Origin of the sequence: Acinetobacter tandoii DSM 14970 = CIP 107469 (assembly GCF_000400735.1) — a bacterium.
Taxonomy (GTDB): domain Bacteria; phylum Pseudomonadota; class Gammaproteobacteria; order Pseudomonadales; family Moraxellaceae; genus Acinetobacter; species Acinetobacter tandoii.
The window spans coordinates 19,011-42,017 of the sequence record NZ_KE007371.1 but is presented as its reverse complement, the minus strand read 5'-3'; the positions used below and the strand labels follow the sequence as shown (position 1 = coordinate 42,017).

Annotated in this window: 21 protein-coding genes and 4 tRNA genes; 13 read left to right on the top strand and 12 right to left on the bottom strand. The window is 42.0% G+C overall.

What is annotated here, in order from left to right; all coding sequences use genetic code 11:
- Nucleotides 1-36: 36 nt before the first annotated feature.
- Entirely contained in the window at nucleotides 37-1,209 is a 1,173-nt protein-coding gene (locus I593_RS15835; RefSeq protein WP_016168583.1) for an acyl-CoA dehydrogenase family protein, read from the bottom strand.
- Nucleotides 1,210-1,393: 184 nt separating this feature from the next.
- Here I593_RS15835 and I593_RS15830 point away from each other — a divergent pair, with 184 nt between their 5' ends.
- The 5 genes from I593_RS15830 (at nucleotide 1,394) to I593_RS15810 (ending at nucleotide 6,697) form a co-directional block, all read left to right on the top strand.
- Nucleotides 1,394-1,651, top strand: a complete 258-nt coding sequence (locus I593_RS15830; RefSeq protein WP_016168582.1) for an FAD assembly factor SdhE — start codon at nucleotides 1,394-1,396, stop codon at nucleotides 1,649-1,651.
- On the top strand, nucleotides 1,644-2,027 hold the full coding sequence (locus tag I593_RS15825; protein ID WP_016168581.1) for a hypothetical protein: 384 nt from the start codon (nucleotides 1,644-1,646) through the stop codon (nucleotides 2,025-2,027). The genes I593_RS15830 and I593_RS15825 overlap by 8 nt, the downstream gene beginning before the upstream one ends.
- A gap of 517 nt (nucleotides 2,028-2,544) precedes the next feature.
- Nucleotides 2,545-3,609 carry a hypothetical protein gene (locus I593_RS15820; RefSeq protein ID WP_016168579.1) on the top strand — a complete coding sequence of 355 codons (1,065 nt, stop codon included), beginning with the start codon at nucleotides 2,545-2,547 and terminating at the stop codon, nucleotides 3,607-3,609.
- Nucleotides 3,610-3,667: 58 nt separating this feature from the next.
- Entirely contained in the window at nucleotides 3,668-4,249 is a 582-nt protein-coding gene (gene rrtA, locus I593_RS15815; RefSeq protein ID WP_016168578.1) for a rhombosortase, read from the top strand.
- A 162-nt stretch (nucleotides 4,250-4,411) separates the two neighbouring features.
- A complete protein-coding gene (locus I593_RS15810; protein WP_016168577.1) occupies nucleotides 4,412-6,697 on the top strand; it encodes a TRAP transporter large permease subunit in 2,286 nt (761 codons plus the stop codon).
- A gap of 36 nt (nucleotides 6,698-6,733) precedes the next feature.
- On the opposite strand, the gene I593_RS15805 is transcribed toward I593_RS15810, so the two are convergent.
- From I593_RS15805 to rnr, 6 genes are read right to left on the bottom strand one after another with little or no spacing between them, the layout of a single operon-like run.
- Nucleotides 6,734-7,609: a DMT family transporter gene (locus I593_RS15805; RefSeq protein ID WP_026441158.1), complete on the bottom strand. Its 876-nt coding sequence runs from the start codon at nucleotides 7,607-7,609 to the stop codon at nucleotides 6,734-6,736.
- Nucleotides 7,610-7,667: 58 nt separating this feature from the next.
- Nucleotides 7,668-8,111 carry a hypothetical protein gene (locus I593_RS15800; protein ID WP_016168575.1) on the bottom strand — a complete coding sequence of 148 codons (444 nt, stop codon included), beginning with the start codon at nucleotides 8,109-8,111 and terminating at the stop codon, nucleotides 7,668-7,670.
- A 16-nt stretch (nucleotides 8,112-8,127) separates the two neighbouring features.
- Nucleotides 8,128-8,334, bottom strand: coding sequence for a YheV family putative metal-binding protein (locus I593_RS15795; RefSeq protein ID WP_016168574.1), 207 nt, complete (start codon nucleotides 8,332-8,334; stop codon nucleotides 8,128-8,130).
- Nucleotides 8,335-8,372: 38 nt separating this feature from the next.
- Nucleotides 8,373-10,412, bottom strand: coding sequence for a M3 family metallopeptidase (locus I593_RS15790; RefSeq protein WP_016168573.1), 2,040 nt, complete (start codon nucleotides 10,410-10,412; stop codon nucleotides 8,373-8,375).
- A gap of 58 nt (nucleotides 10,413-10,470) precedes the next feature.
- On the bottom strand, nucleotides 10,471-11,358 hold the full coding sequence (locus tag I593_RS15785) for a VanW family protein (RefSeq protein WP_016168572.1): 888 nt from the start codon (nucleotides 11,356-11,358) through the stop codon (nucleotides 10,471-10,473).
- Between the two features lie 52 nt (nucleotides 11,359-11,410).
- Entirely contained in the window at nucleotides 11,411-13,852 is a 2,442-nt protein-coding gene (rnr, locus tag I593_RS15780) for a ribonuclease R (protein WP_016168571.1), read from the bottom strand.
- 265 nt (nucleotides 13,853-14,117) lie between these two features.
- Between rnr and I593_RS15775 the strand changes: the two genes are divergently transcribed.
- From I593_RS15775 to I593_RS15745, 7 genes are all read left to right on the top strand, one after another.
- Nucleotides 14,118-14,207 (top strand) — tRNA-Ser (locus I593_RS15775).
- Nucleotides 14,208-14,221: 14 nt separating this feature from the next.
- Nucleotides 14,222-14,298: transfer RNA gene (locus I593_RS15770), tRNA-Arg, on the top strand.
- Nucleotides 14,299-14,346: 48 nt separating this feature from the next.
- A tRNA-Arg gene (locus I593_RS15765) sits at nucleotides 14,347-14,423 on the top strand.
- A 72-nt stretch (nucleotides 14,424-14,495) separates the two neighbouring features.
- Entirely contained in the window at nucleotides 14,496-15,110 is a 615-nt protein-coding gene (locus tag I593_RS15760; RefSeq protein WP_016168570.1) for an HAD-IB family hydrolase, read from the top strand.
- A 100-nt stretch (nucleotides 15,111-15,210) separates the two neighbouring features.
- A tRNA-Arg gene (locus I593_RS15755) sits at nucleotides 15,211-15,287 on the top strand.
- Nucleotides 15,288-15,497: 210 nt separating this feature from the next.
- Nucleotides 15,498-16,001 carry a YcxB family protein gene (locus tag I593_RS15750; RefSeq protein ID WP_016168569.1) on the top strand — a complete coding sequence of 168 codons (504 nt, stop codon included), beginning with the start codon at nucleotides 15,498-15,500 and terminating at the stop codon, nucleotides 15,999-16,001.
- Nucleotides 16,002-16,033: 32 nt separating this feature from the next.
- Nucleotides 16,034-16,681: a fumarylacetoacetate hydrolase family protein gene (locus tag I593_RS15745; protein WP_265596870.1), complete on the top strand. Its 648-nt coding sequence runs from the start codon at nucleotides 16,034-16,036 to the stop codon at nucleotides 16,679-16,681.
- Nucleotides 16,682-16,724: 43 nt separating this feature from the next.
- Here the strand turns inward: I593_RS15745 and I593_RS15740 are convergent, their stop codons facing one another.
- The gene (locus I593_RS15740; RefSeq protein ID WP_016168567.1) at nucleotides 16,725-17,531 is read right to left on the bottom strand and encodes an AraC family transcriptional regulator; all 807 of its coding nucleotides are present in this window, start codon (nucleotides 17,529-17,531) and stop codon (nucleotides 16,725-16,727) included.
- A 117-nt stretch (nucleotides 17,532-17,648) separates the two neighbouring features.
- Between I593_RS15740 and I593_RS15735 the strand changes: the two genes are divergently transcribed.
- Nucleotides 17,649-18,584, top strand: coding sequence for a DMT family transporter (locus I593_RS15735; protein WP_016168566.1), 936 nt, complete (start codon nucleotides 17,649-17,651; stop codon nucleotides 18,582-18,584).
- Between the two features lie 64 nt (nucleotides 18,585-18,648).
- Here I593_RS15735 and I593_RS15730 read toward each other — a convergent pair whose 3' ends face one another.
- The 4 genes from I593_RS15730 to I593_RS15715 form a co-directional block, all read right to left on the bottom strand.
- On the bottom strand, nucleotides 18,649-19,134 hold the full coding sequence (locus I593_RS15730) for a hypothetical protein (protein ID WP_016168565.1): 486 nt from the start codon (nucleotides 19,132-19,134) through the stop codon (nucleotides 18,649-18,651).
- A gap of 77 nt (nucleotides 19,135-19,211) precedes the next feature.
- Entirely contained in the window at nucleotides 19,212-20,261 is a 1,050-nt protein-coding gene (locus I593_RS15725) for a linear amide C-N hydrolase (protein WP_016168564.1), read from the bottom strand.
- Nucleotides 20,258-21,421: a DUF389 domain-containing protein gene (locus I593_RS15720; protein ID WP_016168563.1), complete on the bottom strand. Its 1,164-nt coding sequence runs from the start codon at nucleotides 21,419-21,421 to the stop codon at nucleotides 20,258-20,260. Before I593_RS15720 ends, I593_RS15725 begins: the two co-directional genes overlap by 4 nt.
- 272 nt (nucleotides 21,422-21,693) lie before the next feature.
- Entirely contained in the window at nucleotides 21,694-22,944 is a 1,251-nt protein-coding gene (locus I593_RS15715) for a YihY family inner membrane protein (protein ID WP_016168562.1), read from the bottom strand.
- Nucleotides 22,945-23,007: the final 63 nt, after the last annotated feature.

Sequence of the window (23,007 nt, the reverse complement as noted above, 5' to 3'; positions counted from 1 at the left end):
ATCAAAAAGGAGCATTAAGCTCCTTTTTTTATAATGTTATAAAGTTCGTGAAATGAGCTCTTTCATAATTTCATTGGTGCCTGCATAAATGCGATTGGCGCGGTTATCGATATACGCCCGTGCAATTGGATATTCCAACATATAGCCATATCCCCCATGCAGTTGTAAGCACTCATCGACCACTTTAGAAAACATCTCTGAAATTTTGTATTTTGCCGCTGCTGCGGCATCGACACCTAAGTTTTCTGTGAGTTGTAACTGCATACAGCGATCAAGGTAGGTACGACAGAAATCGATTTCAGTTCTGAGTTCAGCTAATTTAAAGCGAGTATTTTGAAAACTGGAAATGCTCTTACCAAATGCCTGACGTTCTTTCGTATATTTAACAGTATGTGCAAATGCTGCCTCGGCACCAGCTTGGCAGATAATAGCAACTAACATGCGTTCCCATGCCAATTCTTTCATCAGCATCATAAAGCCCATTCCCTCGGCGCCAAGAAGATTTTGCTTGGGTACACGAACGTTATCAAAGAATAACTCGCAAGTGTCTTGGCCTTTCATGCCGATTTTATGCAGTGGCTTGCCTTTACTAAAACCGACACGGTCAGCTTCAACAATAATAAGTGATAAATTGGCAGAGCCTTTATCACTGTTGCCTGTTTTACAGACGACAATTGCCATGTCGCACAAATAGCCATTGGTAATAAAAATTTTGGAGCCATTAATTATATATTCATCACCATCAAGGACTGCTGTAGTTTTTATCGCTTGCAAATCAGAGCCTGTACCTGGTTCGGTCATTGCAATCGCGGTGACCATTTCACCTGTCGCCATTTTAGGGAGCCAATGCTGCTTTTGTGCTTCATTTCCAAAGTTCAGAATATAATTAGCGACAATGTCCGAATGTAGTGAAAACCCTGTTGCAGAGTCCATCGCATAAGCTTGTTCTTCAATCAGGATCATGCTGTATAGGCGGTCGACACCAGAACCACCATACGCTTCGGGCATGGTGGCACAGAGTAAGCCTAAATGTCCTGCCTTAGTCCATAAGTCCCGATCAACATGTTGTTGTTGTTCATATTTTTCAGTATTGGGGATAACTTCTTGAGTATAAAATTTCCGTACGGTGTCACGGAAGGCTTCATGTTCCGCATTGAACAGTTGACTTGGTAGCATGTGGGGTAGTGGGCGAATGGCTCCAGATTGCATGATGATGTCCTTTAATTATCATTGTGAGGTTGAACTTAAAAGATCTGTTGTGACTTGGGCAATGTGAGCAATGCTCAATTCCATAAAAAAAATGGTAGATTTGGTCATTCAGGGGAAATGTCTCGAAATTTCGCCAATGATTCGGTTAAACTAAGGCACTTCTGTTTGGTCTAGGGGAAATACAATGAGCGAAGAAATGACGCTTGAAGAACGCAAAGTGATTTATCGTGCGCGTCGCGGTTTAAAGGAAATTGATGTGTATTTTGACCCATATGTTCGAAATTATTATTTAGCTGCATCTCCTGAAGAAAAAGCGTTATTTGCAGAATTAGTTGAACAAGAAGACCCTGATTTACTCGATTGGTTTATGGAAGTCGGCGAACCGCCGCGTGCTGAAATTAAGACGTTTATTCTTAAATTAAAGCATTACGTTCATGGCTAATACTGCATATTATTTGAAACGCAGTCGCATGGCGATTGTGTTTCAAATAGGTTTGTTGCTTCTTATTCAATATTTAGTTTCAGTTTTACTGCCTGCTTGGTTGGCAGTTGTTATTTTGATTATTCTGCTATTTTCATGGTGGATGCAATTTAAGCGCTCTACACTGCATTATTTTCAAGCATTTTCGACTGATGAATGGTCTATTCAGTCTATAGATCAAGCTGTAAAGCACATGCGGCTTACGCGAGTGGTTGATCATCATTTTTATATTGTGCTTTATTTCCAACAGCAGTCATCTTGTAGTTATGTCATCTGGTATGACCAATTAACGCTTGTGGAGTGGAAAAAACTGAAATTGTTGGCAAAAATGTTCTAATTGTTAGACAGTTAATAATTTTATTAAATTAATTAAAATATAAAAAACAAGTATTTAATATTAAGTTGTTAATACGTTGTTAGACAAAAAATAAATTTATTGGCATAAAGTATAAATTGTCAGACAATTTTTGCAGATACATTTGTGTTTTCTCTGTACATTAAAACCACCAAACAGCGAACGAGGAGATCAGTATGATTTTTCCAACGTGGTCGTTTCTAATGGTAGCGATTGTCTTGGCAATTGTTATAGGACGTTTAGGAACTGTGCTGAAGGATCGATTTGCACAAACATAAAGCCCATTGGGCGTTCATTTAATAGGTAGCATGTGCTGAACCGTCGCAATGCTACTTTTTTTTGCCCAAAATTTAATAATCCTGCCGCTAGAGTCAATTTTTCTCTTTATTTTTCATGGCAAAGTAATCCTTTGAATTAGAGTAAATACTCTTTTCTTCAAAAATGGCTTCTGCTATGTTTACTGCGAAGGACACAAACAAAAAATATAGAGGACAGGAAGATGTCGCAAGTCCAGAAAATTGGCCAAGGTATGGCGATTTTAATGATTACAACAACTGTACTTACAGGATGTTCGCATGTAGTGAAATCTGGTGCAAATGTCGCTTTAGGGTTTAGCGAAAAGCATATTGTTCCACCCATTCTAGCCATGGAAGATGCGGATATGGTGTGTAATTCGGGGAATGCATTAACTCCTGTAATTATGTCGACCCAAGATATGGGGGCAGACCCGACACGTATTGCAATTTTACTCTATTCTGCTGCGGGCACATGTGCCGAAAACAGAGCACTCGATGCTGAACTCCGTTATTTGCGTGCGTCTAAAGCTGGACAGGTCACAGAAGCACAAGATGCGCGTATTGAGCAAAAACGTTGGTCGGCTGTAGCTGCACAGCGGCAATATGCAGGTTATCAACTTTTAGAGAAGCGCTGGCAAGCCAAGTATAAGCAAGAATTGGGTGAGAGTTGCCCAAAAATGAAAAGTGACATTGATCAGACCGTGTATTTGCTGGGTTTGCTCAGTGGCGTACAAGCCATGACCAATGACATTAATGCAGGTGGTTCGGTGAATGTACCGAAAGATATCGCAGCAATTGTAGAGCGCGGGATGGTTTGCTTGAACAATGAAAAGTTCTGGGGTGCACCAGAAGCAACACGTGCGGCCATTTGGACCTTACTGCCAGGGGCTGGAGATGGTAAACCAGATCCATACCAAACCCTAAAACAATCCATGCAAATGGGTGAGCAAAAAGGTGTACGCTTATCTCATGCTCTATATGCGGTAGCAGCACAAGCCAGTGGCGATGATGCCAAAATTCGTGATGCTTTAAAACATTTCGTTGCAGCGCGTTCAGATGAAAAGCCTGTTAATCCCCAGTTCAAGTTGATTGACAGTATGGCGGCGAGTATGGTGCAAGGTATTTCAGACCGCTACTGGACGGAACACACAGGCAAACGTACAGCCGATGATGGCATGCAGCAATTCTGGGATGAACAGGACGTTAGCTCGGGTCTGGATGATTTATTTAATGCCTCGGAGGATGCTGCAAGTACTGCAAAAGAATAGGCTGTGGCGTGAAACTGAATGAAGCAAAGGATTTGCTGAGAGATCGAGGGAGATGCTGATGAATGTCCCATATTTTGTTCGAAAGGTGGTTTTTATTGCAGGAGTTGCCTCAATATCTGCCTGTTTACAGATTTTTGCAGATTATTTTATCTATTGGCGCCCAGATTTGTTAGAGCAATTCTGGCGTCTTTGGACGGCACATTGGGTGCATGTCGGATGGATACATTATTTGCTGAATATGCTTGCCTTTGCGTGTTTTCCTTTTATTTTTCCTCATGTCCGAATTTGGCAATTGGCTGCATTACTGCTAGTGCTTCCAGTGTGTATTAGCTTAAGTTTCTATTATGCTTTTCCTGATATTGAAGCTTATGCTGGGCTTTCAGGTGTATTACATGGTGCTTATGTTGCGGTAGCACTTGTCCATTTAACTTATGCACATGAACGTAAGTTTGCTGCGGGCGTGTTGGGACTGATTGTGCTGAAGTTAATTTGGGAAAATACAATAGGCAACACCAGCACCGCAGAATTGATAGGAAGTCCTGTTCTGATTGAAGCCCATTTACTTGGTGCACTCTGGGGCATGTTATTAGCTGCCGTCTATTTTCCTTTTCATTTACAGTTACTTCAGCCAAGGCGTTGACATTTTAAGCAGAAAGAAAATAAAAGCAGTCATTTTTTTCAATTTGAAAGTCATGCAGAGTGAAGTTGAAAAATAAAGATAGAATAGAATATGGAGATGTTCTGTTCATAGAGGATCTCTACGTCATCATTGATGATGAGTAAAATAAAAATAGGAACACATATGTATGATGCAGGACAGAAACGGTCTGGATTAGACCTGTTTAAATATATTTGGATAGAATGGATCTCTGCCTTTGTGATTTTGGTGTTACTGGTTTTGACACTGATTATTGGCACAGGTGAAATGATTCATGGACAATTATTGCGGATGGGTGAAAGCCTATATGGTGACCCTGACAAAGGCATGCAATATTCTTTTTTGAGAGCTGAGCCAAGCAAACCCGATTGTGACCGAAATCCTAATGTGGATGCTTTGGTTCAAACACAAATGAAAACCAATGCAGCTGATGAATTTGCTGATATTTTTGGTACAGCATCTGAGTCAGATGTCAGAGCTTCGATTATTGCGGCACGAAATTTATGTGAAGAAAAATATCAGTTTTATGATAAAGCAATGCAACATATGCAGGCACATCCAACCTTAAGAACCTACCGTACCGTGGAAACGACGTTCTTTGGTGCGTTTAAATTTGGTAGTGAGAATCGCGCCATTTTGTTGGTATTGATGGTGGTATTTGCGGCAATCAGTGCAACTTTAAAAACGCACCATATTGGCTTACGTAGCCCGACAACCAAAATTGATTTTCGGGTTTATAGTCTTTTTATGTTGCTGGCAAATGGTTTTCTGGCGGCCTCTAGTTTAAGTCAGTATCACTCTGTGCAAAACTCGGGTGTCCCAATGACAGGTGAAATGTTCAGTATTTATTGGATGTGGATCATTTTATTTGGTGTGTTGACAGTCATTAGTTTATTCCAAGTCGTGATACAACCCCAGCCGACTCAAGAGGGTGGGCGCTTGAGCATGGCATTTTTGAGTGTCTCTTTATATGCCTATATGGCGGTCATCACAGGAGTTGCCTTTACTTTCTTCATGGATTACCCGATGGGGCAAGGGATTTATTTAGGACAACTGGTCGAGTTTTCCAGTATCTTCCTGAATCTCGCACTCTTCATCTGGGCAGGGATGCTGTTAAAGCAAACTCGAATTGTGGATTTATTTCTGAATATTTTACGTCCATGGAATCTGGCACCTGAGACTTTAACTTGGCTCATTCTGATCGCAGCAGCATTGCCGACAGCTTACACTGGTGCATCGGGAATTTTCGTGATTGCCGCAGGAGCAATCATTTATAAAGAAGTCTGGAATGCAGGTGGACGTCGCCAATTTGCTTTGGCTGCAACAGCCATGTCAGGTTCTTTAGGGGTGGTATTAAGACCATGTTTGTTGATTGTTGTAGTCGCATCACTCAATAAAGAAGTCACCACAGACTGGTTGTATCAATATGGTAGTTATACCTTTTTGCTCACATCAACGCTGTTTTTAGTGGTGTCTTTGTTCCTCGCAGAGCAGAAGTTTCGTATCGCACCCTTGAATATTGCTGCTCCAAAGTCGGTGCGTGCGATTGCACCAGTCTTGCCTTATATTTTAATTTTTGTACTGATCTGGCTGTTTTATAAATATGCGTTATCGACAGATTTGAATGAATTCACAGCCCCAGTCATGATGCCAATCATTCTATTGGTTATGGTGTTATTCGATAAGTTACGCCATGAACCAGCGCCGATTCAAGCTGTAGGGCATTGGGATGAAACACTGGATTTGAATTATGCATCGTCTACACAACCTGTTATGGCTGGCGCAGATTTACTCAATACAGCAGAATATCGAGAGGGAATTCATCCTGCACATGCAGCAGATGAACTTGTGGTCAATCATACGGTTCAGCATTCAGAAAAATTAACCCCGATGCGTCAAGTGGGTTTCTGGAAAGCGATGCATATTTCGACCAGTGAAACGGTTGGTCATATTGGGGCGTTGGTCATCCTTATGGCGTTGTCAGTCAGCGTCGGAGGTTTCCTTGAGCGGGTAGAGGTCATGAGCCTGTTCCCAACAGATATTGGTAATATTTATTTGGTTATTACCATGATCGTAGCTTTGATGATTGTCGTTGGTATGATTATGGATCCGTTTGGTGCTGTTATTTTAATTTCTGCAACCGTTGCTCCTGTGGCTTATCAATATGGTATCCATCCTGTACATTTCTGGATGATTACCTTGATTGGTTTCGAGTTGGGTTATGTGACTCCTCCAGTGGCACTCAATCATTTACTGGCACGCCAGTCGATTGGTGATGCAGAAGTGGCTGAAGCCGATGCAGAAGTACGGTATGAATCGTTCTATTATCGATATGAACGTTGGATCTTACCGTTATTGGTGTTATTCCCTGCCATGCTGATTATTGCTTATATCCCTTACTTGTTTAAATTGTTCGGTTGGTATCATTAAGCGATTCGAATAACAGATAAAGCACCTTCGGGTGCTTTATGTTTTCTTACGTTGTTGAAATAGGGGACTACAAAACAGAATGCCAGCTAAGATTAAGCTGAAGCCAATTAAACTGTAATGATCAGGAATTTCCTGCCAGAAAATATAGCCCCAAGCCCCTGCAAAAATAATGGCAATATAGTTCACGGGACCGATCTGACCAGCAGGTGCCAATTGATAGGCTTTAGACATAAAAATCTGACTGATGTTGGCTAATACGCCTGCAGTTATTAAAAAACCAAGTTCGTACAGTGTATAAGGTCGCCATAACCAAAACATGGGCAGCATCGAAATGAGCGTGCCAATGAAGCAGAAGTAAAATACAATTCGTTCCGGAGGTTCGGTGCTGGTCAGCGCACGCACAGTAACAAATGCCATTGCTGCTAAAAAGCTTGCGATTAAGCCAATTAGGGAAATCTGGTTAAATAGCCCTGAATCTGGCTTTGCTACAAACAAAACGCCACCTAGCCCAATTGCCGCTGCCAATAACATGGAGCGAGTAATTTTTTCTTTTAAAAATAGCCATGCAATCGGTGGAATAAAGATGGGCGAGGAATAGGTAAAGACCATCGCATTGGAGAGTTTTAAGTGAGCAATCGCATAGAAAAAGCCATACATGGCAATTAGACCAACGACCGCGCGCCAAGTGTGCATCCAAATTTTGGTGGTTTTAAAAAATCCCAGTCCTTTATTGAACATGATCGGCAGAAAGACGAATAAGCCAATAAAATTTCGGAAAAAAACGATGGTGGGATTATCTACGCTATGAGATGCATAACGAATACAGACTCCCATCAGCGAAAATAAAAAAGCAGAGAGGGCAAGAAAACCAAGCGCTTTGACCAAATTGCGATTGGTTGGAGAGAGGTTCATGCGAAAATTCGGCATAATCATAAATCGATCTATTCTAGCCGAATTTGATCAGAATATTTTATTGAGCCTTGGCGAGTTGAGCTTCGAGTAATTTCACCTGTTCTTCTTTCAAGGCAATTAGGTCATCTGCATCAGTATGTTGCGCTTTCAATGTTTTCTCTTGTTCATTCAGTTGTGTCTGAATGTCATCCAATTTGGCAATTTCTTCTTTGGCCAAGCTGGCATTTTTCGGCACCTCTTGTTTTAAAATGGCTTCATCGACCAATTGAATCGGTGCTTCAGCCGTCGTATTTGCAACCGCCGTAGAAGCCGAATTTTCTACCACAGGAGCAGCCTCTTTCACGACTGGTTTTGCAGGAGTATGTACAACTTGCTGATCAATCTCATGTTTTGGTTGAGGGCTCGACATCCATTGGTAAGCTATAAAAATAGCCACCATTGCCACAAGCCCAGCAATAATCCCCATTAAAAGTTTTGAATTTTGTCTTTGATCTAACGTCATGACTTGAACCTTGTTGTTATTCAGGCTGACGAGGTTTGAATTGAATGACCCCAATTTCGTCTGGATGTTCAGGTTCAGCAGACTCGACATGGGTCGGGCGCTTTTCTGTATATTCACACGTTATACATTCAATCCACTCGTCATCCACAGTGATGATTTTAACCACACGATCTAAAGCTCCGCATTTAGGACATTTTGCGCCTGCGATAAACTGTCTTTTCATGTCAGTTAATAACACCCTGTGAACAATAATGACGTAGTTTAAGCGGTTTTATCTGCGTTCGTCCAACCCTGATGGCGTAATAATGCATCTATTTTTGGTTCGCGACCGCGGAAATTGATAAATGCATCAAGTGCTGTATCTTTTCCGCCAACTGCTAGAATAAACTGTCGAAACTCTTTACCAGTCTGGGTATTGAAAATACCTTCTTTTTCGAAACGATCAAAGGCATCACTGGCTAAAACTTCTGCCCATTTATAAGAATAATAGCCCGCAGCATAACCTCCCGCGAAAATGTGACTAAAGCTATGTTGGAAACGGTTATAAGATGCTGTTGGAGCAACGGCATAGTTCTGACGAATTTGATCTAACGTTGTTTGAATGCCTGCTGCATTTAATGCAGGCGTGGTGCGGTGAATGTTGAGATCAAATAAGGCAAATTCGATTTGACGAAGAGTTTGCATCCCTGACTGGAAGAAACGCGCATCAAGTAATGCTTTGAGCAAAGATTCAGGAAGCACGTCTTTGCTTTCAATATGCTCGCTAAGCAAATCTAAACTTTCTTTGTCCCATGTCCAGAATTCCATAAACTGACTTGGCAATTCTACCGCATCCCAAGCAACGCCATGTGTCCCTGCCACAGAAATATGATCGACTTCAGTGAGCATGTGATGCAAGCCGTGCCCAAATTCATGAAATAGCGTGGTGACTTCATCATGGGTGAGCAAAGCCGCTTGTCCTGCAACGGGTGGAGTAAAGTTACATACCATATAGCAGATTGGTTTTTGTAAACCCTGTGCAGTTTGCATGCGTGAGCGGAAACCACTCATCCATGCGCCACCGCGTTTTCCACTCCGCGCATAAAGATCGAAATAGAATCCACCAACCACTTTACCTTGATCTTCCAGTTCAAAATATTGTGCATCTGGATGCCAAACTGGAGCTTCACGCTGCACAATTTGAATGCCGTATAAGCGTTCAACAATGCTGAATAAGCCTTGTATGATTTTCGGTGCTGGGAAATAGGGTTTTAAATCTTCCTGAGATAGATTGAATTGCTGAACTTTAAGCTTTTCTGAGTAAAAACCTGTATCCCACGGTTCTAGGATTTGAACTCCATCTTGTTGTGCAATCGCTTTCAGCTCGGCAATTTCCTGCTCAGCAGGGCGACGTGCATGTTCAGCCAACTCGATTAAAAAGTTGGCGACAGTGTCGACATCAGGTGCCATTTTGCTCGCAAGGGACAATTCTGCATAGTTATTAAAACCGAGCAACTGTGCCATTTCCTGACGTAGGCTCAAGATTTCTTCCATCACCGCCGTATTATCAAATTCAGCTTGTTCTGCCTGATCGGAAGCGCGAGTGGTATAAGCACGATATAATTCTTCGCGCACTGCACGATCTTCGGCATAGGTCATGATTGCCAAATAGGCGGGAATATCTAGCGTCGCAACCGCTTGTTCAAGCTCACGTTGCTGACCATATTGTTTTAACAGTTCAACGCTGCTGTCGGGTAAGCCTTTTAGTTGATCTTCGTTCAAAGGTTTGAAATAGGCTTGTGAGGCATCCAAGACATGGTTAGAGAAATCGGAAGACAGTTGTGACAGTCGCGCTGAAATCTCAGCATAGCGTTTTTTTGCTTCACCTTCTAAGGCAACCCCAGAGAGTTTGAAATCTCGTAATGCCAGCTTGATGGCACTTTGCTGTGCTGCAGGCAGTTGATTAAATTCTGTCGAATCTTGTACTTGCTGATAGGTTCGGTACAGCACGGTGTGTTGCCCGAGCGCAGTGTAATATTCACTCAGTGCAGGGAGCAAAGACTGATAGACCTCACGGGTTTCAGCATTGTTCATGACCGCATTTAAATGAGACAGCACCCCCCAAGATTCGCTCATGCTATTTTCAAGTTCATCGACTTGGCTTAACACTTCAAGTTGAGCGGCATGCTGTTCAGGGACGGCTGTGAGTTCGGTTAAAAATTGCTGACCGTGTTGAATGGCTTGTTCGATTTGTTGTTTTAATTCGCTAAGTTGAATTTGATCAAACTGAGGAACAGGTAAAGTTGCTTGATCTAAGTGCATGTGCATTCGCCATTTCATTTTAAACTTAAACTAGATGTAGGGATTGTTGGCAGGGAAATCAAGTTTTTATTGTGGGAGTTTGTTGTTCGGCAGTAAATTCTGCCCAAGAAGCAAAGGATTGATCAATTCGCTGAGGGATATACAGGACTTTGGCAAAGTTACGGGTCATGCATTCGGTATCCAGAATTTCGCCACTTTTATATTTTTCTTTACGATGCCGCCAGATTTCATTCTGACGATAATAGTCAGAGCCGATTTTTAAAAAAGCATGCTGTTGTTCAAACACATGATAGACATAACCCAAATCTACCGAGCAGCGGAGTTCCCCCTCTAGACATTTGTCGCTAAACCATAAGCGGATTTGAAAGGTGTGTGGGGTCGGATTATAAAATTGATAATCGATGTAATTGTAAAAGATGGCCGCGCCACTGCCGAAAGGTAAAACCCGTCCTTGATCGGGGAAGGGGTCAAAGGAATGCTGCGCACGTTGTTTCACCTGTAGCGGGCTATGCAGCACCAGCCAATGGATCAGATTGGCAATCTGACAAATACCACCACCAATGCCACCACGTGCCTGACCAAAACTCAGTTCCATGCCTTCGACATAGCCTTTGGCGGCTGTGGGTTGCCCCACCAGTTGGCAGAAAGAAAAGGTCTGTTGAGGATAGATCAGAATGCCTGAAATACAGGGGCTGGCAATTTTCAAATTGATGACTTTGTTGTGTTGCCAGTGTTGCTCACTGTCCCCTAATTTTCGAATCAAGACTGATTGATGCTTTTTCACCCGATAGAGCAAGGGTGTAGAACATTTCTCTTGGGCATAATCTTGACCATCGGTTTTCCATTGCCAATAGCGCAGCGCCCGTCGGGTACGGGTCGATAAAAAGTAAAACAGGGGATGATATTGGCTAATCGGTTTAGGGATCAAACGTCGAATAAGGGTCATGATTTTTTATAAAAAAAGGTGTTAAGCCACGGGGCTTAACACCGATCTCAGGTTATTCGCTACGCACTTTGGCGTTGGCTTTTTTCTTTTTGGCTTTGCTCTTTTTCTTGGCTTTGTCTTTGGCTTTCACCTCGGCCTTGGCGGAGGTTTTCTTGTCGGCTTTTTTGCCATAAGAGCTCGGCTTGGACTTGGCTTTCTTTTTCGTAACAGGTTGATCGCCAGACTCACGTGCTTCAGCAGGTGCTTTTGCCGCGCGAGGATTAAAGGTTTCTTCCTTCACCTGTGCAGTGCCAGCTTTGGCCACTCGCGGTGCACGGCTACGGATGGCACGTCCTGCATGCGTCAGTTGCTGAATCAGTTCAAAATCAATCTTGCGCTCTTCCAAGTTCACGCCAGCCACTTTAATTTTGACTTCATCGCCTAAACCAAACGTTTGCCCACGGTTTTGTCCCACTAGACTTTGGCTAACTTGATCAAAGACAAAGAAGTCATCGCCCAATTGGCTGACATGCACCATACCATCGACATACAAGTCTTTCAGCGTCACGAATAAACCAAATTCTGCTACTGCTGAAATCACACCGACAAACTCATCGCCCAAATGCTGCTGCATGTAGTGGCATTTTAACCACATGGTCACAGAGCGAGAGGCTTCATCGGCACGACGTTCGGTTTGCGAGAAATGTTCGCCTGCATCATCCAGTGCCGCACCAGAAAGCGGGAATGGTTTATCCGCGAGTTTGGCTTTAATGGCACGGTGTAGCAATAAATCTGGGTAGCGACGAATCGGTGATGTGAAATGGGTATAGGCTTCATACGCCAAACCATAGTGTCCCGCATTTTTCGCGCCGTAATAGGCTTGCATCATAGAACGTAATAACACCGCATGAATACTCGGTGCATCAATACGGTCCTTGGTTGCTTCAATCACCGCCTGATAGTCAGCTTGGGTCGGTTGATCTGGGAATTTCAAACCAAGCAATTTGACAAAATCACGGACTTTTTGAATACGCGAGAATTCAGGTGGCTCATGCACGCGATATAGCATCGGCAAATCATGCTCGAGAGCAAACTCAGCCGCAGCCACGTTAGCCAATAACATACATTCTTCAATCAGCTTGTGTGCATCGTTACGTGTACGTGGCAGAATTTCGTTGATACCGCCCAAATCATCGAAAGTCATGTAGGTTTCAACGGTTTCAAACTCCATGGCATGACGTTTGGCACGCAAGTCTTTTAGTACTTGATACAGTTGGAACAGAGTGTTCAGTGATTTACGGACTTCACGGTCTTCGGGTACTGCGGCACTATCCCCATCAAAATACTGTGCTACTTGGGTATAGGTCAGGCGGGCTTTGGAATGCATCACCGAAGGATAGAATTCAAAGCCTGTCACGCGACCTGCACGCGAAAGTTTTAAATCACAGACCATACATAGACGGTCGACATGTGGATTTAAAGAACATAGTCCATTGGAAAGGGCTTCAGGCAACATCGGCAATACAAAGTGTGGGAAGTACACAGAGGTCCCGCGTTCTTGTGCTTCGTCATCCAAGGGTTTGCCAACACGCACATAATGGCTGACATCGGCAATTGCCACCACGACACGATAACCGCCACCCGAGCGTTTTTCGGCATAGACGGCATCATCAAAGTCGCGGGCATCTTCACCATCAATGGTGACCAAAGGCAGGTCACGTAAGTCGATGCGACCTTCACGGTCTTTGGCATTTGGCTCTTTAAAGCTCTCGGCTTCTTTCAGGACTTCTTCTGGGAATTCGTAAGGCAAACCAAATTCTAAAATGGTTTGCGGAATAATGATTTCGGTATCTGCTTTGTCTGCCATCGACTGAATCACATGTCCCGTTGCGAATTCTTCACGGGTAGGGTAGTCATCAATCGCGATACGAACTGAATCCCCAAGTTTGAGTTGGGCATGTTCAATCAGCTCTTTTTCTAAAGTAATCGGCTGATGCGCATTCGGATTTGCAGGTTGAATAAAGTATTCACCATCGTGTTGCGAGACTTTACCGATAATTTGTTTGACGCGACGTTGTACAACTTCAGAAATAAAGCCCCAAGCTTTACCTTTACGGTCGACCGAAGTTTGTTGCACTTTTACCCGATCACCATTAAACACCTGACGGAGTTCACGTTCAGGTAAGAGTAAATCGTCATGACCTGCAATACTGGCCGTACCAAAGCCTTTACTGTTGATATAAACCGTGGCTTCATGGCTGGGTTGATCTGCCATACGTTGAAATTTAAAGCCATCTTTCATCAGTTGACCATCACGCACCATCGCAATAAGTCGGTGGCTTAGCGCATCAATGCTCTTTTGATCGGCAATTTGGAAGTGTTCCACTAAATCGGCATGTGATTGTGGCGAGTTTAATTGTTCTATGGTTTCTAAAATGAGCGTACGGCTCGGAATAGGATTTTCGTAGCGTTCAGCTTCCGCTTTGGCTTCAGGATCGACCCAATTTTTCATCATGGATTTGGTTTTGTGTCAGAAGATAGGATTAGCATAAGACATGCAGCGTCAGACTGCACGTAAATGATTGCAATAATGTGTTTTTCCACGAGCAATAGTGCTCATCAAGTTAAATTCAGGACGTAATAACTGCTGATGTAGGGTAAATTCTACTCAAATCTGAGTAAATTGTTTAAAAAATATTTAATTGAGCAAAATAATGCAAAAAAAATAGCAGCTGTGCTTGCAGTACTAGGGTTAAGTTTGTATTATGGCGGCACGTTACGGTGAGATGGGTGAGTGGCTGAAACCACATCCCTGCTAAGGATGCATACGGGCAACTGTATCGAGGGTTCGAATCCCTCTCTCACCGCCAACTTTACTTATGTCGCGCTCATAGCTCAGCTGGATAGAGCACTTGGCTACGAACTAAGGGGTCGGGAGTTCGAATCTCTCTGAGCGCACCAATAAGTAAACTGTATGTAACGTATCGCCTGAATTGGCACACAAGTAATGCGCTCATAGCTCAGCTGGATAGAGCACTTGGCTACGAACTAAGGGGTCGGGAGTTCGAATCTCTCTGAGCGCACCAACTTGAACAATTAACCGCACATGTTGCGGTTTTTTTGTGCGTGAAATTTATAAAAATAGTAGATTAAATAATATGAACCTTGCACTTTTTGATTTCGATAACACCATTACCCATTCCGACAGTTTTAGTCATTTTTTAAAATATTCATTGTCCTATCGAAAACAGTTATTGGGTGGCATAAAAGTAGCACCATGGCTGATTGGTTTTCGCATGGGCTATGTCAACGATCAACAAATTAGAATCCGACTTTGTCGTGCTGCTTTTAAAAACTATCCTGCCATAATGCTTGAGCAACAAGGTCAGCAATTTTCGCAAACAATTTTGCCCAATTTAATGAATGAACATACATTGCAACAACTTCTGGCTCATCAACAAAAAGGAGATCAAGTGGTGGTGGTCTCTTCTTCTTTGGATGTGTATTTAAGCCACTGGTGTCAGCAACAGAGCATTGATCTGATCTGTAATCAGTTAGAAGTGCAAGAGGGCTGTTATACGGGAGAGTTACAACAGGGGGATTGTGGGTATATGGAAAAAGCTAAGCGTATACAACAGAAGTATTGTTTAAATGATTTTGATGCTGTGTATGCCTATGGGGATAGTCCGAATGATCATGCCATGTTGGCATTAGCCGATTACAAGTTTTATCAGGGAAAAGAAATAAACTTTTTGAATGAGTTGTCGGTTTAAGAAAATAATTTGCTTAATAACTACACATTCAGAATCATTTTTTGAAAAAAGACTAGGTATTTTAAAATAACTGCGTATAATGCCCAACCATCAAGACGTCGCGCTCATAGCTCAGCTGGATAGAGCACTTGGCTACGAACTAAGGGGTCGGGAGTTCGAATCTCTCTGAGCGCACCAACTTGATTGCATAGATCATTTATCTGTTCTATTGTATAAAGAAGAAACCGCATTTATTGCGGTTTTTTTGTGCCTAAAATATCGTAAAAGCATGTCGTTTTTGTGAAAATTCCAAAATCTGTTGTCGCTGAGTATTGGTGAAAAGCATAAAGAAAATCGGAAATTTGGTGTACTATGCTGTAGTCTCGTTTTCAGATTGATGATGGATTTATGTCAGACAGCAAGCCTGCCTTATCTTTACGTTATTATTTAAACCTTGAAGAGTCTCAGGATGGCTTTGCTTTAGCCACCTTTGGTAAAAAGTTGTTCACACGTTTTATTACCCCTTTAATTAGTATTGCTATTATTGGTTGGGGTATTTATTTGGGTTTTACAGGGGTGGGGCGTTATTACGTTGCGCTGGGCGTATTTTTCTTAGTTCTACAACTGGTTTTGCGCTATTGGTTCTTACCGATGATGTTTAAGCGTCAGTTTGTAAAATATCAATTTGGGAAAAGTGAGCAAGGCATCGATTTATATCAGGAACATGCTGATATTTATGCCAATGGGCGTAAAAAAGTCGTGAACTATCATGAAGTACAGAATTTTGCAGTGGGTAAGCTGACCTACATGCTCGAATTAAAAAATCGTACTGTGGTGATTGTACCCAAACGTGCCTTTGCAACAGCCGAAGATCAAGGCATATTTGAAAACACATTCAAGCATTCTAAATAAAAGATTTGTTGTCACAAAAAGTCGAAGGGAAGATCATGAGTACACGTCCATCTAAAATTGTTTGTGTCGGTCGTAGCTATGCAGACCATGCGAGAGAGTTGGGAAATGCTATTCCTGACAGTCCTGTATTGTTTATTAAGCCACCGAGTAGTTTAAAAGCACTGGAAGATGGCATTTCGTGGAACTCAGCATTAGGTAGTTGTCACTATGAGTGTGAACTAACCCTGCGAATTGATCGTGAATTGAAAGCCGAAACCGATCCGCTAAAAGCCCTGCAAGCGGTGGGTGCTGTGACTTTGGGACTGGATTTAACCTTGCGTGATGTACAGGATGACTTGAAAAAGAAAGGTCAGCCGTGGGAACGTTCTAAGGCTTTTGATGGTTCATGTATGTTGGCGGATTGGGTTGATGTGGCTGATGTGGTAGAGGACTGGTATGATGTGCATTACACCTTGCATGTGAATGATGAACTTCGCCAACATGGCAATACATCACATCTAATTTTTGATATTGGTACTTTATTGGCAGATATGAGTCAAGTCTTTACCTTAGAAGTAGGTGATGTGATCATGACAGGTACACCAGCGGGTGTTGCTGCATTGCAAGCAGGTGACCAACTTAAAATGACTTTGCAAGGTCAGCAACAAGACTATGTTTGGACTACTTTTGTACAGGCCTAAGTTGAGTTGAAGTTAAAAAAGGACTGTCAATACAGTCCTTTTTTCATCTGGATTGATTTGCTGCGGCATAGTCCTTGCGAAATTGATCAGGCGTACAGCGCATCCAGCGTTTAAATAAGTTAATAAAGGCTGAGGCATTGGCATAACCCAAATCCAGTGCGATGCTTTCTACCGTTTTGTTTTCATTCAGCATCGACATGGCTTTAATCACTTTCAGCCGTTGTCGCCATTCATTTAATGACATGCCTAATTCTTGCTGACAGTAACGCGCGAGAGTACGTTCGGTCATATTAATTCTTTGAGCCAATTGTGCCAGAGTGCTTTGATCGGCGGGATGCTGTTGTAAATAATCCAGTAAAGTTTGTAGTGCTGGGTGTTTACTTGAGGGTAAATAACTGCCAACCCATTTGGCATGTCGCAGTTGATCTAATAATACATGCAACAAACGTAAGTGTTCAGAGTCATGGTCAGGCAGAGGATGATGACGTAAATGATGTAAAAGCGCAGGGACTAAGGCCGAGGTCAGCAAGATACCTGCCTGTTTTGGCAATCCTTCACACAGGCTTTCATGTACATACAAAGTGGAATGAGTCACTTCGGTACGGTTAATGCCTGCATGTTTTAAATGCGGGGGTAACCAAATGCCATAAGGCGGAGGGGTCAGAAAATGAATTTGATCCACTTTGACTTCGAGCACGCCGTTGAGGGCATAGACAAACTCTCCCCAAGCATGTTCATGCGTGGGATAGCAAGACTCTGCGGGTGCATCGGAAATGCGAAACCATAGCGGTGCAGGAATATCATCATTGGTCGGCATGGGATGATAGTCATGTTGTAAACGTGTATGCATCTATTTCTCCCGTTGCTCATTTTGCCTGAATAATAGTATGAGTTGTCTGTTTTGAAGTATATCTTTTAAAAGTGACAGGTCTATAGTGGTCATTTATGAATTGAGCGGGAGTAGACCGTGAGTGAGCGTCGGGCACTAGACAGTAAAGCAGCAAGCATTATGTTTGTACTGTGTATTATTTGGGGCTTGCAGCAAGTAATTTTAAAAATGGCTGCACCAGATATTTCTGCGGTAATGCAAATTGCATTGCGCTCAGGCTTGTCTGCGCTGATGGTTTACCCCATGATTAAGCTTGCCGATGGAGTTTCTCTGTGGAGCCGGGATTATCTGGCTGCTGGTATTCTTGTTGGTGTGTTATTTGCCTCTGAATTCTTTTTGGTGGCACAAGCATTACGTTTTACCTCGGCATCACACACCGTGGTTTTGCTGTATACCGCACCAATCTTTGTGGCTTTGGGGCTGCATTGGAAGCTCCCTTCTGAACGATTGAGTGTATTGCAGTGGTCTGGGATCGCGCTTGCATTTTTCGGTATTATCATTGCTTTTCTATTTCATCCTGTTGGTTCGGCGGCGGCATCAAGCACTGCTTTGTGGGGAGATGCCTTGGCGTTACTGGCGGGAATTTTATGGGCGGCAACCACGATTGCAGTTCGTTTAACTAAGTTGGCGGAAGCACCTGCCACTCAGACTTTGTTCTATCAGCTTTTGATTGCATTTCTACTGTTATTTCCTCTGGCATTTGCCATGGGGCAGGCCAGTATTCATTGGACTCCGTTTACGATTGGCAGTCTGCTGTTCCATACCATTATTGTGTCTTTTGCTAGTTATTTAATTTGGTTCTGGCTATTAAAAGAGTATCTGGCTTCGCGTTTGGGTGTGTTTTCCTTTTTAACACCATTATTTGGTGTGCTTTTTGGAGTACTACTACTCAATGAAAAAATTGAACTGAACTTTATTATTGGTACGGTATTGGTGATGTTGGGGATTATGGTGGTAAGTATGCAAGGCTGGGTGCAATCACGAGGTTTCACAAAAGTTTTAAAATCTGACTAATTCTTGTTTAGGTATTGAGCAAAAAAGCCTGTCGTGAAGACAGGCTTTGCATTTAGTCAGAAAATTAAGGCTGATATAAATTGATAAAAGCACGATAAGCTGAAGATTGTTGCCCATTGCGATATACAGGACGAGTAATATTACCTTTGTCTGTCACTAGTTTTAATTCAATATCTTTGGCATTTTTGAAGGTGCTTAAGAAAGCGCTGGGTACTACAACATAATTGGATGAGCGATGTGGAACCATACGATTGATGTATTCATGTGTGGTTGCTGTCGTAGGAGCATAACTATAGGGCTTTTGATCAATTAAAAAGACAAATTGCTGAATATCATAATCATCTTTGGCACTTGGCAAATATGCCGTAACTTTTAAATTGTTACGATTTTGTTCGTTCCACGTCACTTTCACCGTTGGGCAAAGTTCATTTTGTACACAGATCAGCAGCCCTGCTGAAGCGATATTTTGAGGTTGTGTGTTTGAAGTGGCACAGCCTGCTAGCCCCATAGTCGTTATTATTGCGAATAGACTGGTTTTTAAAATATTCATGTTTAACCTTTATTGATATCGATAGAAAACTGACGGCGCAACATTTTCATAAATGAACGTAATGCGCTGTGCAGTATTTATTCTTTTCCTAAAAACTCAAATGCTTTCGTGGTCTTAAAGTATGGTGTGGCATCCCCAGCATAGACATTGGCTTGATCTGCACCTAAGTCAAGTTTCTGGAAGGGTGTAGTTTTAAAATTGATTTTCTTTAAATCTACCCAGAACGTATTGGGTGAAACCGCTGATTCAAAAAAGTATAACAAATTCTTATGGTCAACAACCGTCCGCCAGCGCGTTGATGAGATATTTGGTTCTTCTTCAGTATTGAGACCGAAGGGAACGGATGCATTGCGAATCACACTAAAGACACTGGCAAGGCTCTGTTTGCTGTTGGCATTTTTAGGAATAGCATTGATATAAAATGAGGCGCGGGCAAAACGATCCGAGGCACGGTTTGTACCAGGTAGGAAGGTTGTACCTCCAATCTTTTTCCAATATTCATTCAGTGCTAGCTGTTCGTCAAAAGTCGGTGAATTAGTCATGACCTGATATTTAGGATTATGATGAATGACCTGTTGACCATTAATGTATTCTACAATGGCACTATCTCCCGATGCATCTGAAAGAGAAAGGTGTAAGGTCGCAAGACGTTTTTCCCCAGGGACATCATCCGTGACCACAATAAATGGCTCTTTCTCCAGTGCACGAATCGCTTCATTCACTGTCGCATAATTATCCAGCACATATTGTGCCCATAGTGAAATACTTAAAGTGGGCTTTTTATTGTTTTTTACTTCTGGATATTCGGATTCAACTAGCCAAAGTAAATTGGCTGTAAGACCTTTTTCATTGATGCCATCGGTTGTGGAAATATCATAACCTGTTGCAATCACACTGCCATATTTAGCTTTCCAATGAATGGATTGGGGGCCTGCCAAACCATTTCGGGCGATGTTTTGCGGCATGATCCAGAGATTGGTCCCGATGTCGACTTTCCAGTCCATAGAACGTGCGGTCATGATGTTTTGATTATCACCATGAAAAACAACGCGGGTACAGGCTTGAAGCGATGAATGAATTAAAAGACCGCTGGTTAAAGTTGCTATAAGGAGTAGTTTTTTTGTCATGATGGATCCTGTTGTTTTAACATTTGAATGATGGATTTTTCAGACTCGGTTGTATTTAAAGGCACGATCTTTGTTGGTTGGGTTTGAATAATTTGAATAGGAATAAAACGAATTTGTACATAAGTCGGATGACTATTACGATCTGTCTTTAGTGTTCGGTTTAATTCGTCAATTTGATTGGTTGATGGCGGAGTAACCCCGCGTATAAAGACCCTTGCTAAGGTAAAGTTTGGATGTGGTTCAAATTCCACAGTATCAATAATATTGGTTTCGGTATTAAGCCCTTGTCCCAATTGGTCGCTGACGTGAGATTTATATAATTCATTTTGAACCGTATGGAGCAAATTAAAGGTCAAATAAACAGCCAGTATAAGTAGAATAATTAAGCTGACCCAATTACGTTTCGCAAACTCTAGATATTTACTGGAAACTTCCTCATTAGAACCACGTCTAAAACCTGCAATCCAGAGCACCATTGCAGAACTGATTTGAATCGCAATGATATTGGTAAAGGTCAGTAAAAAGGCATTGGCAGAAAGAGCAAACTCAGCTCGGGATAATAAAATACCACTGGCGACTAAAGGTGGAACTAACGCAGTGGCAACAGCAACCCCAACCACAGCAACTGAAAGTCGTGGTGAAACTGAGGCAAAAGCACCTGCAGCACCACCTGCCAGCGCAATCATTAAATCAAGCGAATTTGGATGCGTACGAGCCATGATTTCGTTGGTAATGGCAATATTGGGATGGATAATCCCGATAAGGAAACCAATCCCGTAAATCATCAAAATGCCCAAGGTTAAAGTTTTGAAAGCGGTTCGTAATAGTATCCAACGGCTATCAATTAAAGCCAAAGAAATACCTGCAATTGGTCCTAACATCATAGCAACCAACATGGCACCAATCACGACTGCGGTAGAATCACTAAGGAGTCCATAAGCAGCAATAACTGCTGCGAGTGCATTCATAATAAAAAAGGTTTTGCTGGGAAGAGCATCGACCTGAATATTCAGACGGACTTGCTTATGGTCAATTTGTTTAGAGCTTTCTCGTAGTGCCTGTTGATAGCGTAATTTTTCTTTTAGTGTTTCAAAGCGCTCTTTCCCAGGCTCAGCGTCATTAATAATAATGGTCGGTGTTTCTTTTTTTGGGTCCGTCATAGTGAATTCTCAACTGAATTACACAAATAAAAGTCTTGCTTGTGATGAACAGTTCTTCTTCTATATTTTGTTTTTAGATCATTTTATCATTCGGATCGAAATTTATATTAGCTTATTTTTTAAACGAGTTGTAGCTGGTAATTTGGAAAATTACATCATTAGCAATAGGGCTAATGTGATTTAAAAATAGATTGATAAAATGAGAATACGGGTATGAATGTTGAGTTGAGGAAGAGATGAAGTACGATTTCATCTCTTTTACTTAATGGGGTTTAACGCTGCTCAAAAATGCTCGCCAATGGTAGAGAAAGTTTGGCAGCCAGATAATCATCAGCTTCTTCAAACATGGGACCAATCCGCTGCATCCACTCATGGTCATCGAGATGAATATTTTTAACATCAGGTCGACGTGGTAGTGGGTAGGGAAGTGATTTGTAAAAACTCCAAAAATCAACCTGCGTTAAATTACGGACCAACACATATTCATTGTTATCGGTACGTTTCACTAAATTTTGCTGTTCTAGTAATAAAACATAGCTTGGCCAGTGGCCAATTTCTTCTCGACCTAAAACATCTAGCGCTTCTTTGTCTGACATACTCTCGCCATTTTGTTGCTTGAGATGAAAAAGTTGTAGGATATCGAGCAGCATAATCACAGGATGTCGTCGCTGTTCTTTTCCTGTATAAAAAGCAGTCAGTGCATAACTAATTTCAACGCCAAGCAGCACAATATTCCACGATAGAAAAATCCATAATAGGAAAATAGGTAGCGCGGCAAATGCACCATAAATAATTTCATAACTGGTGAAATTAGACATGATGTAACCAAATAAGTTCTTTAATAATTCAAAAACACTGGCGCTGAATATGCCTGCAAATAGGGCAGCTTTGATTGGAACACTACGATTGGGAATGGTCCAATATAAAATAAAAAAACCCAGTATCGAGAGTGTAAAGGAGATAAGCCAGAGCAAGAAGGCACCATTGACTTCATAGCCTGCCAAATGGCTACTCAGTAGATTCATGGAGGCTACAGTAGAAGATAATACAAAGGCACTGCCTAGTATAATTGGACCTAAAGAAATAATGGTCCAATAACGCATGAAGCCAATCATGCCACCCCGTTTTTCACGAACACGCCAAATACGATTAAACACGTTTTCAATACTGGTCAGCATCATAACGGTGGTAATGAACAGAAATAAAATCCCGATGACCGTCAAGTTGCTGGATTTATCGGTAAATGCGGTTAGGACTTTGTCAAAAGCAATGGTGGTTTTAGGTAAAAAATTACTATAAATCAACTGCTGTAATTGTTGTCGCGCAGGTTCGAGGGCTTTAATCGAAGAAATAATGACTAAAAATACGGTTAACATCGGAACTACCGCAAACAATGTAGTATAGGTCAAAGAACCTGCTTGTTCGCGGCAACGGTCTGCTTCAAAACGTCGAAGGACAAATAAAACAAACTGAAACCAAGTCTTGCTGTAAAAAGGCAGTCTTGTTAAATACTTTTCTATCATGCGTTTCTAGTCTCAATTCTTAATCACTTTATATATTTTTCAAACACAAGCTTAACCAAAAAG

What these genes read in the sequence shown, in the direction of transcription:
- I593_RS15835 (WP_016168583.1), bottom strand. Translation starts at nt 1,209, where the DNA reads ATGCAATCTGGAGCCATTCGCCCACTACCCCACATGCTACCAAGTCAA.
- I593_RS15830 (WP_016168582.1), top strand. Translation starts at nt 1,394, where the DNA reads ATGAGCGAAGAAATGACGCTTGAAGAACGCAAAGTGATTTATCGTGCG.
- I593_RS15825 (WP_016168581.1), top strand. Translation starts at nt 1,644, where the DNA reads ATGGCTAATACTGCATATTATTTGAAACGCAGTCGCATGGCGATTGTG.
- I593_RS15820 (WP_016168579.1), top strand. Translation starts at nt 2,545, where the DNA reads ATGTCGCAAGTCCAGAAAATTGGCCAAGGTATGGCGATTTTAATGATT.
- rrtA (WP_016168578.1), top strand. Translation starts at nt 3,668, where the DNA reads ATGAATGTCCCATATTTTGTTCGAAAGGTGGTTTTTATTGCAGGAGTT.
- I593_RS15810 (WP_016168577.1), top strand. Translation starts at nt 4,412, where the DNA reads ATGTATGATGCAGGACAGAAACGGTCTGGATTAGACCTGTTTAAATAT.
- I593_RS15805 (WP_026441158.1), bottom strand. Translation starts at nt 7,609, where the DNA reads ATGAACCTCTCTCCAACCAATCGCAATTTGGTCAAAGCGCTTGGTTTT.
- I593_RS15800 (WP_016168575.1), bottom strand. Translation starts at nt 8,111, where the DNA reads ATGACGTTAGATCAAAGACAAAATTCAAAACTTTTAATGGGGATTATT.
- I593_RS15795 (WP_016168574.1), bottom strand. Translation starts at nt 8,334, where the DNA reads ATGAAAAGACAGTTTATCGCAGGCGCAAAATGTCCTAAATGCGGAGCT.
- I593_RS15790 (WP_016168573.1), bottom strand. Translation starts at nt 10,412, where the DNA reads ATGCACTTAGATCAAGCAACTTTACCTGTTCCTCAGTTTGATCAAATT.
- I593_RS15785 (WP_016168572.1), bottom strand. Translation starts at nt 11,358, where the DNA reads ATGACCCTTATTCGACGTTTGATCCCTAAACCGATTAGCCAATATCAT.
- rnr (WP_016168571.1), bottom strand. Translation starts at nt 13,852, where the DNA reads ATGATGAAAAATTGGGTCGATCCTGAAGCCAAAGCGGAAGCTGAACGC.
- I593_RS15760 (WP_016168570.1), top strand. Translation starts at nt 14,496, where the DNA reads ATGAACCTTGCACTTTTTGATTTCGATAACACCATTACCCATTCCGAC.
- I593_RS15750 (WP_016168569.1), top strand. Translation starts at nt 15,498, where the DNA reads ATGTCAGACAGCAAGCCTGCCTTATCTTTACGTTATTATTTAAACCTT.
- I593_RS15740 (WP_016168567.1), bottom strand. Translation starts at nt 17,531, where the DNA reads ATGCATACACGTTTACAACATGACTATCATCCCATGCCGACCAATGAT.
- I593_RS15730 (WP_016168565.1), bottom strand. Translation starts at nt 19,134, where the DNA reads ATGAATATTTTAAAAACCAGTCTATTCGCAATAATAACGACTATGGGG.
- I593_RS15725 (WP_016168564.1), bottom strand. Translation starts at nt 20,261, where the DNA reads ATGACAAAAAAACTACTCCTTATAGCAACTTTAACCAGCGGTCTTTTA.
- I593_RS15720 (WP_016168563.1), bottom strand. Translation starts at nt 21,421, where the DNA reads ATGACGGACCCAAAAAAAGAAACACCGACCATTATTATTAATGACGCT.
- I593_RS15715 (WP_016168562.1), bottom strand. Translation starts at nt 22,944, where the DNA reads ATGATAGAAAAGTATTTAACAAGACTGCCTTTTTACAGCAAGACTTGG.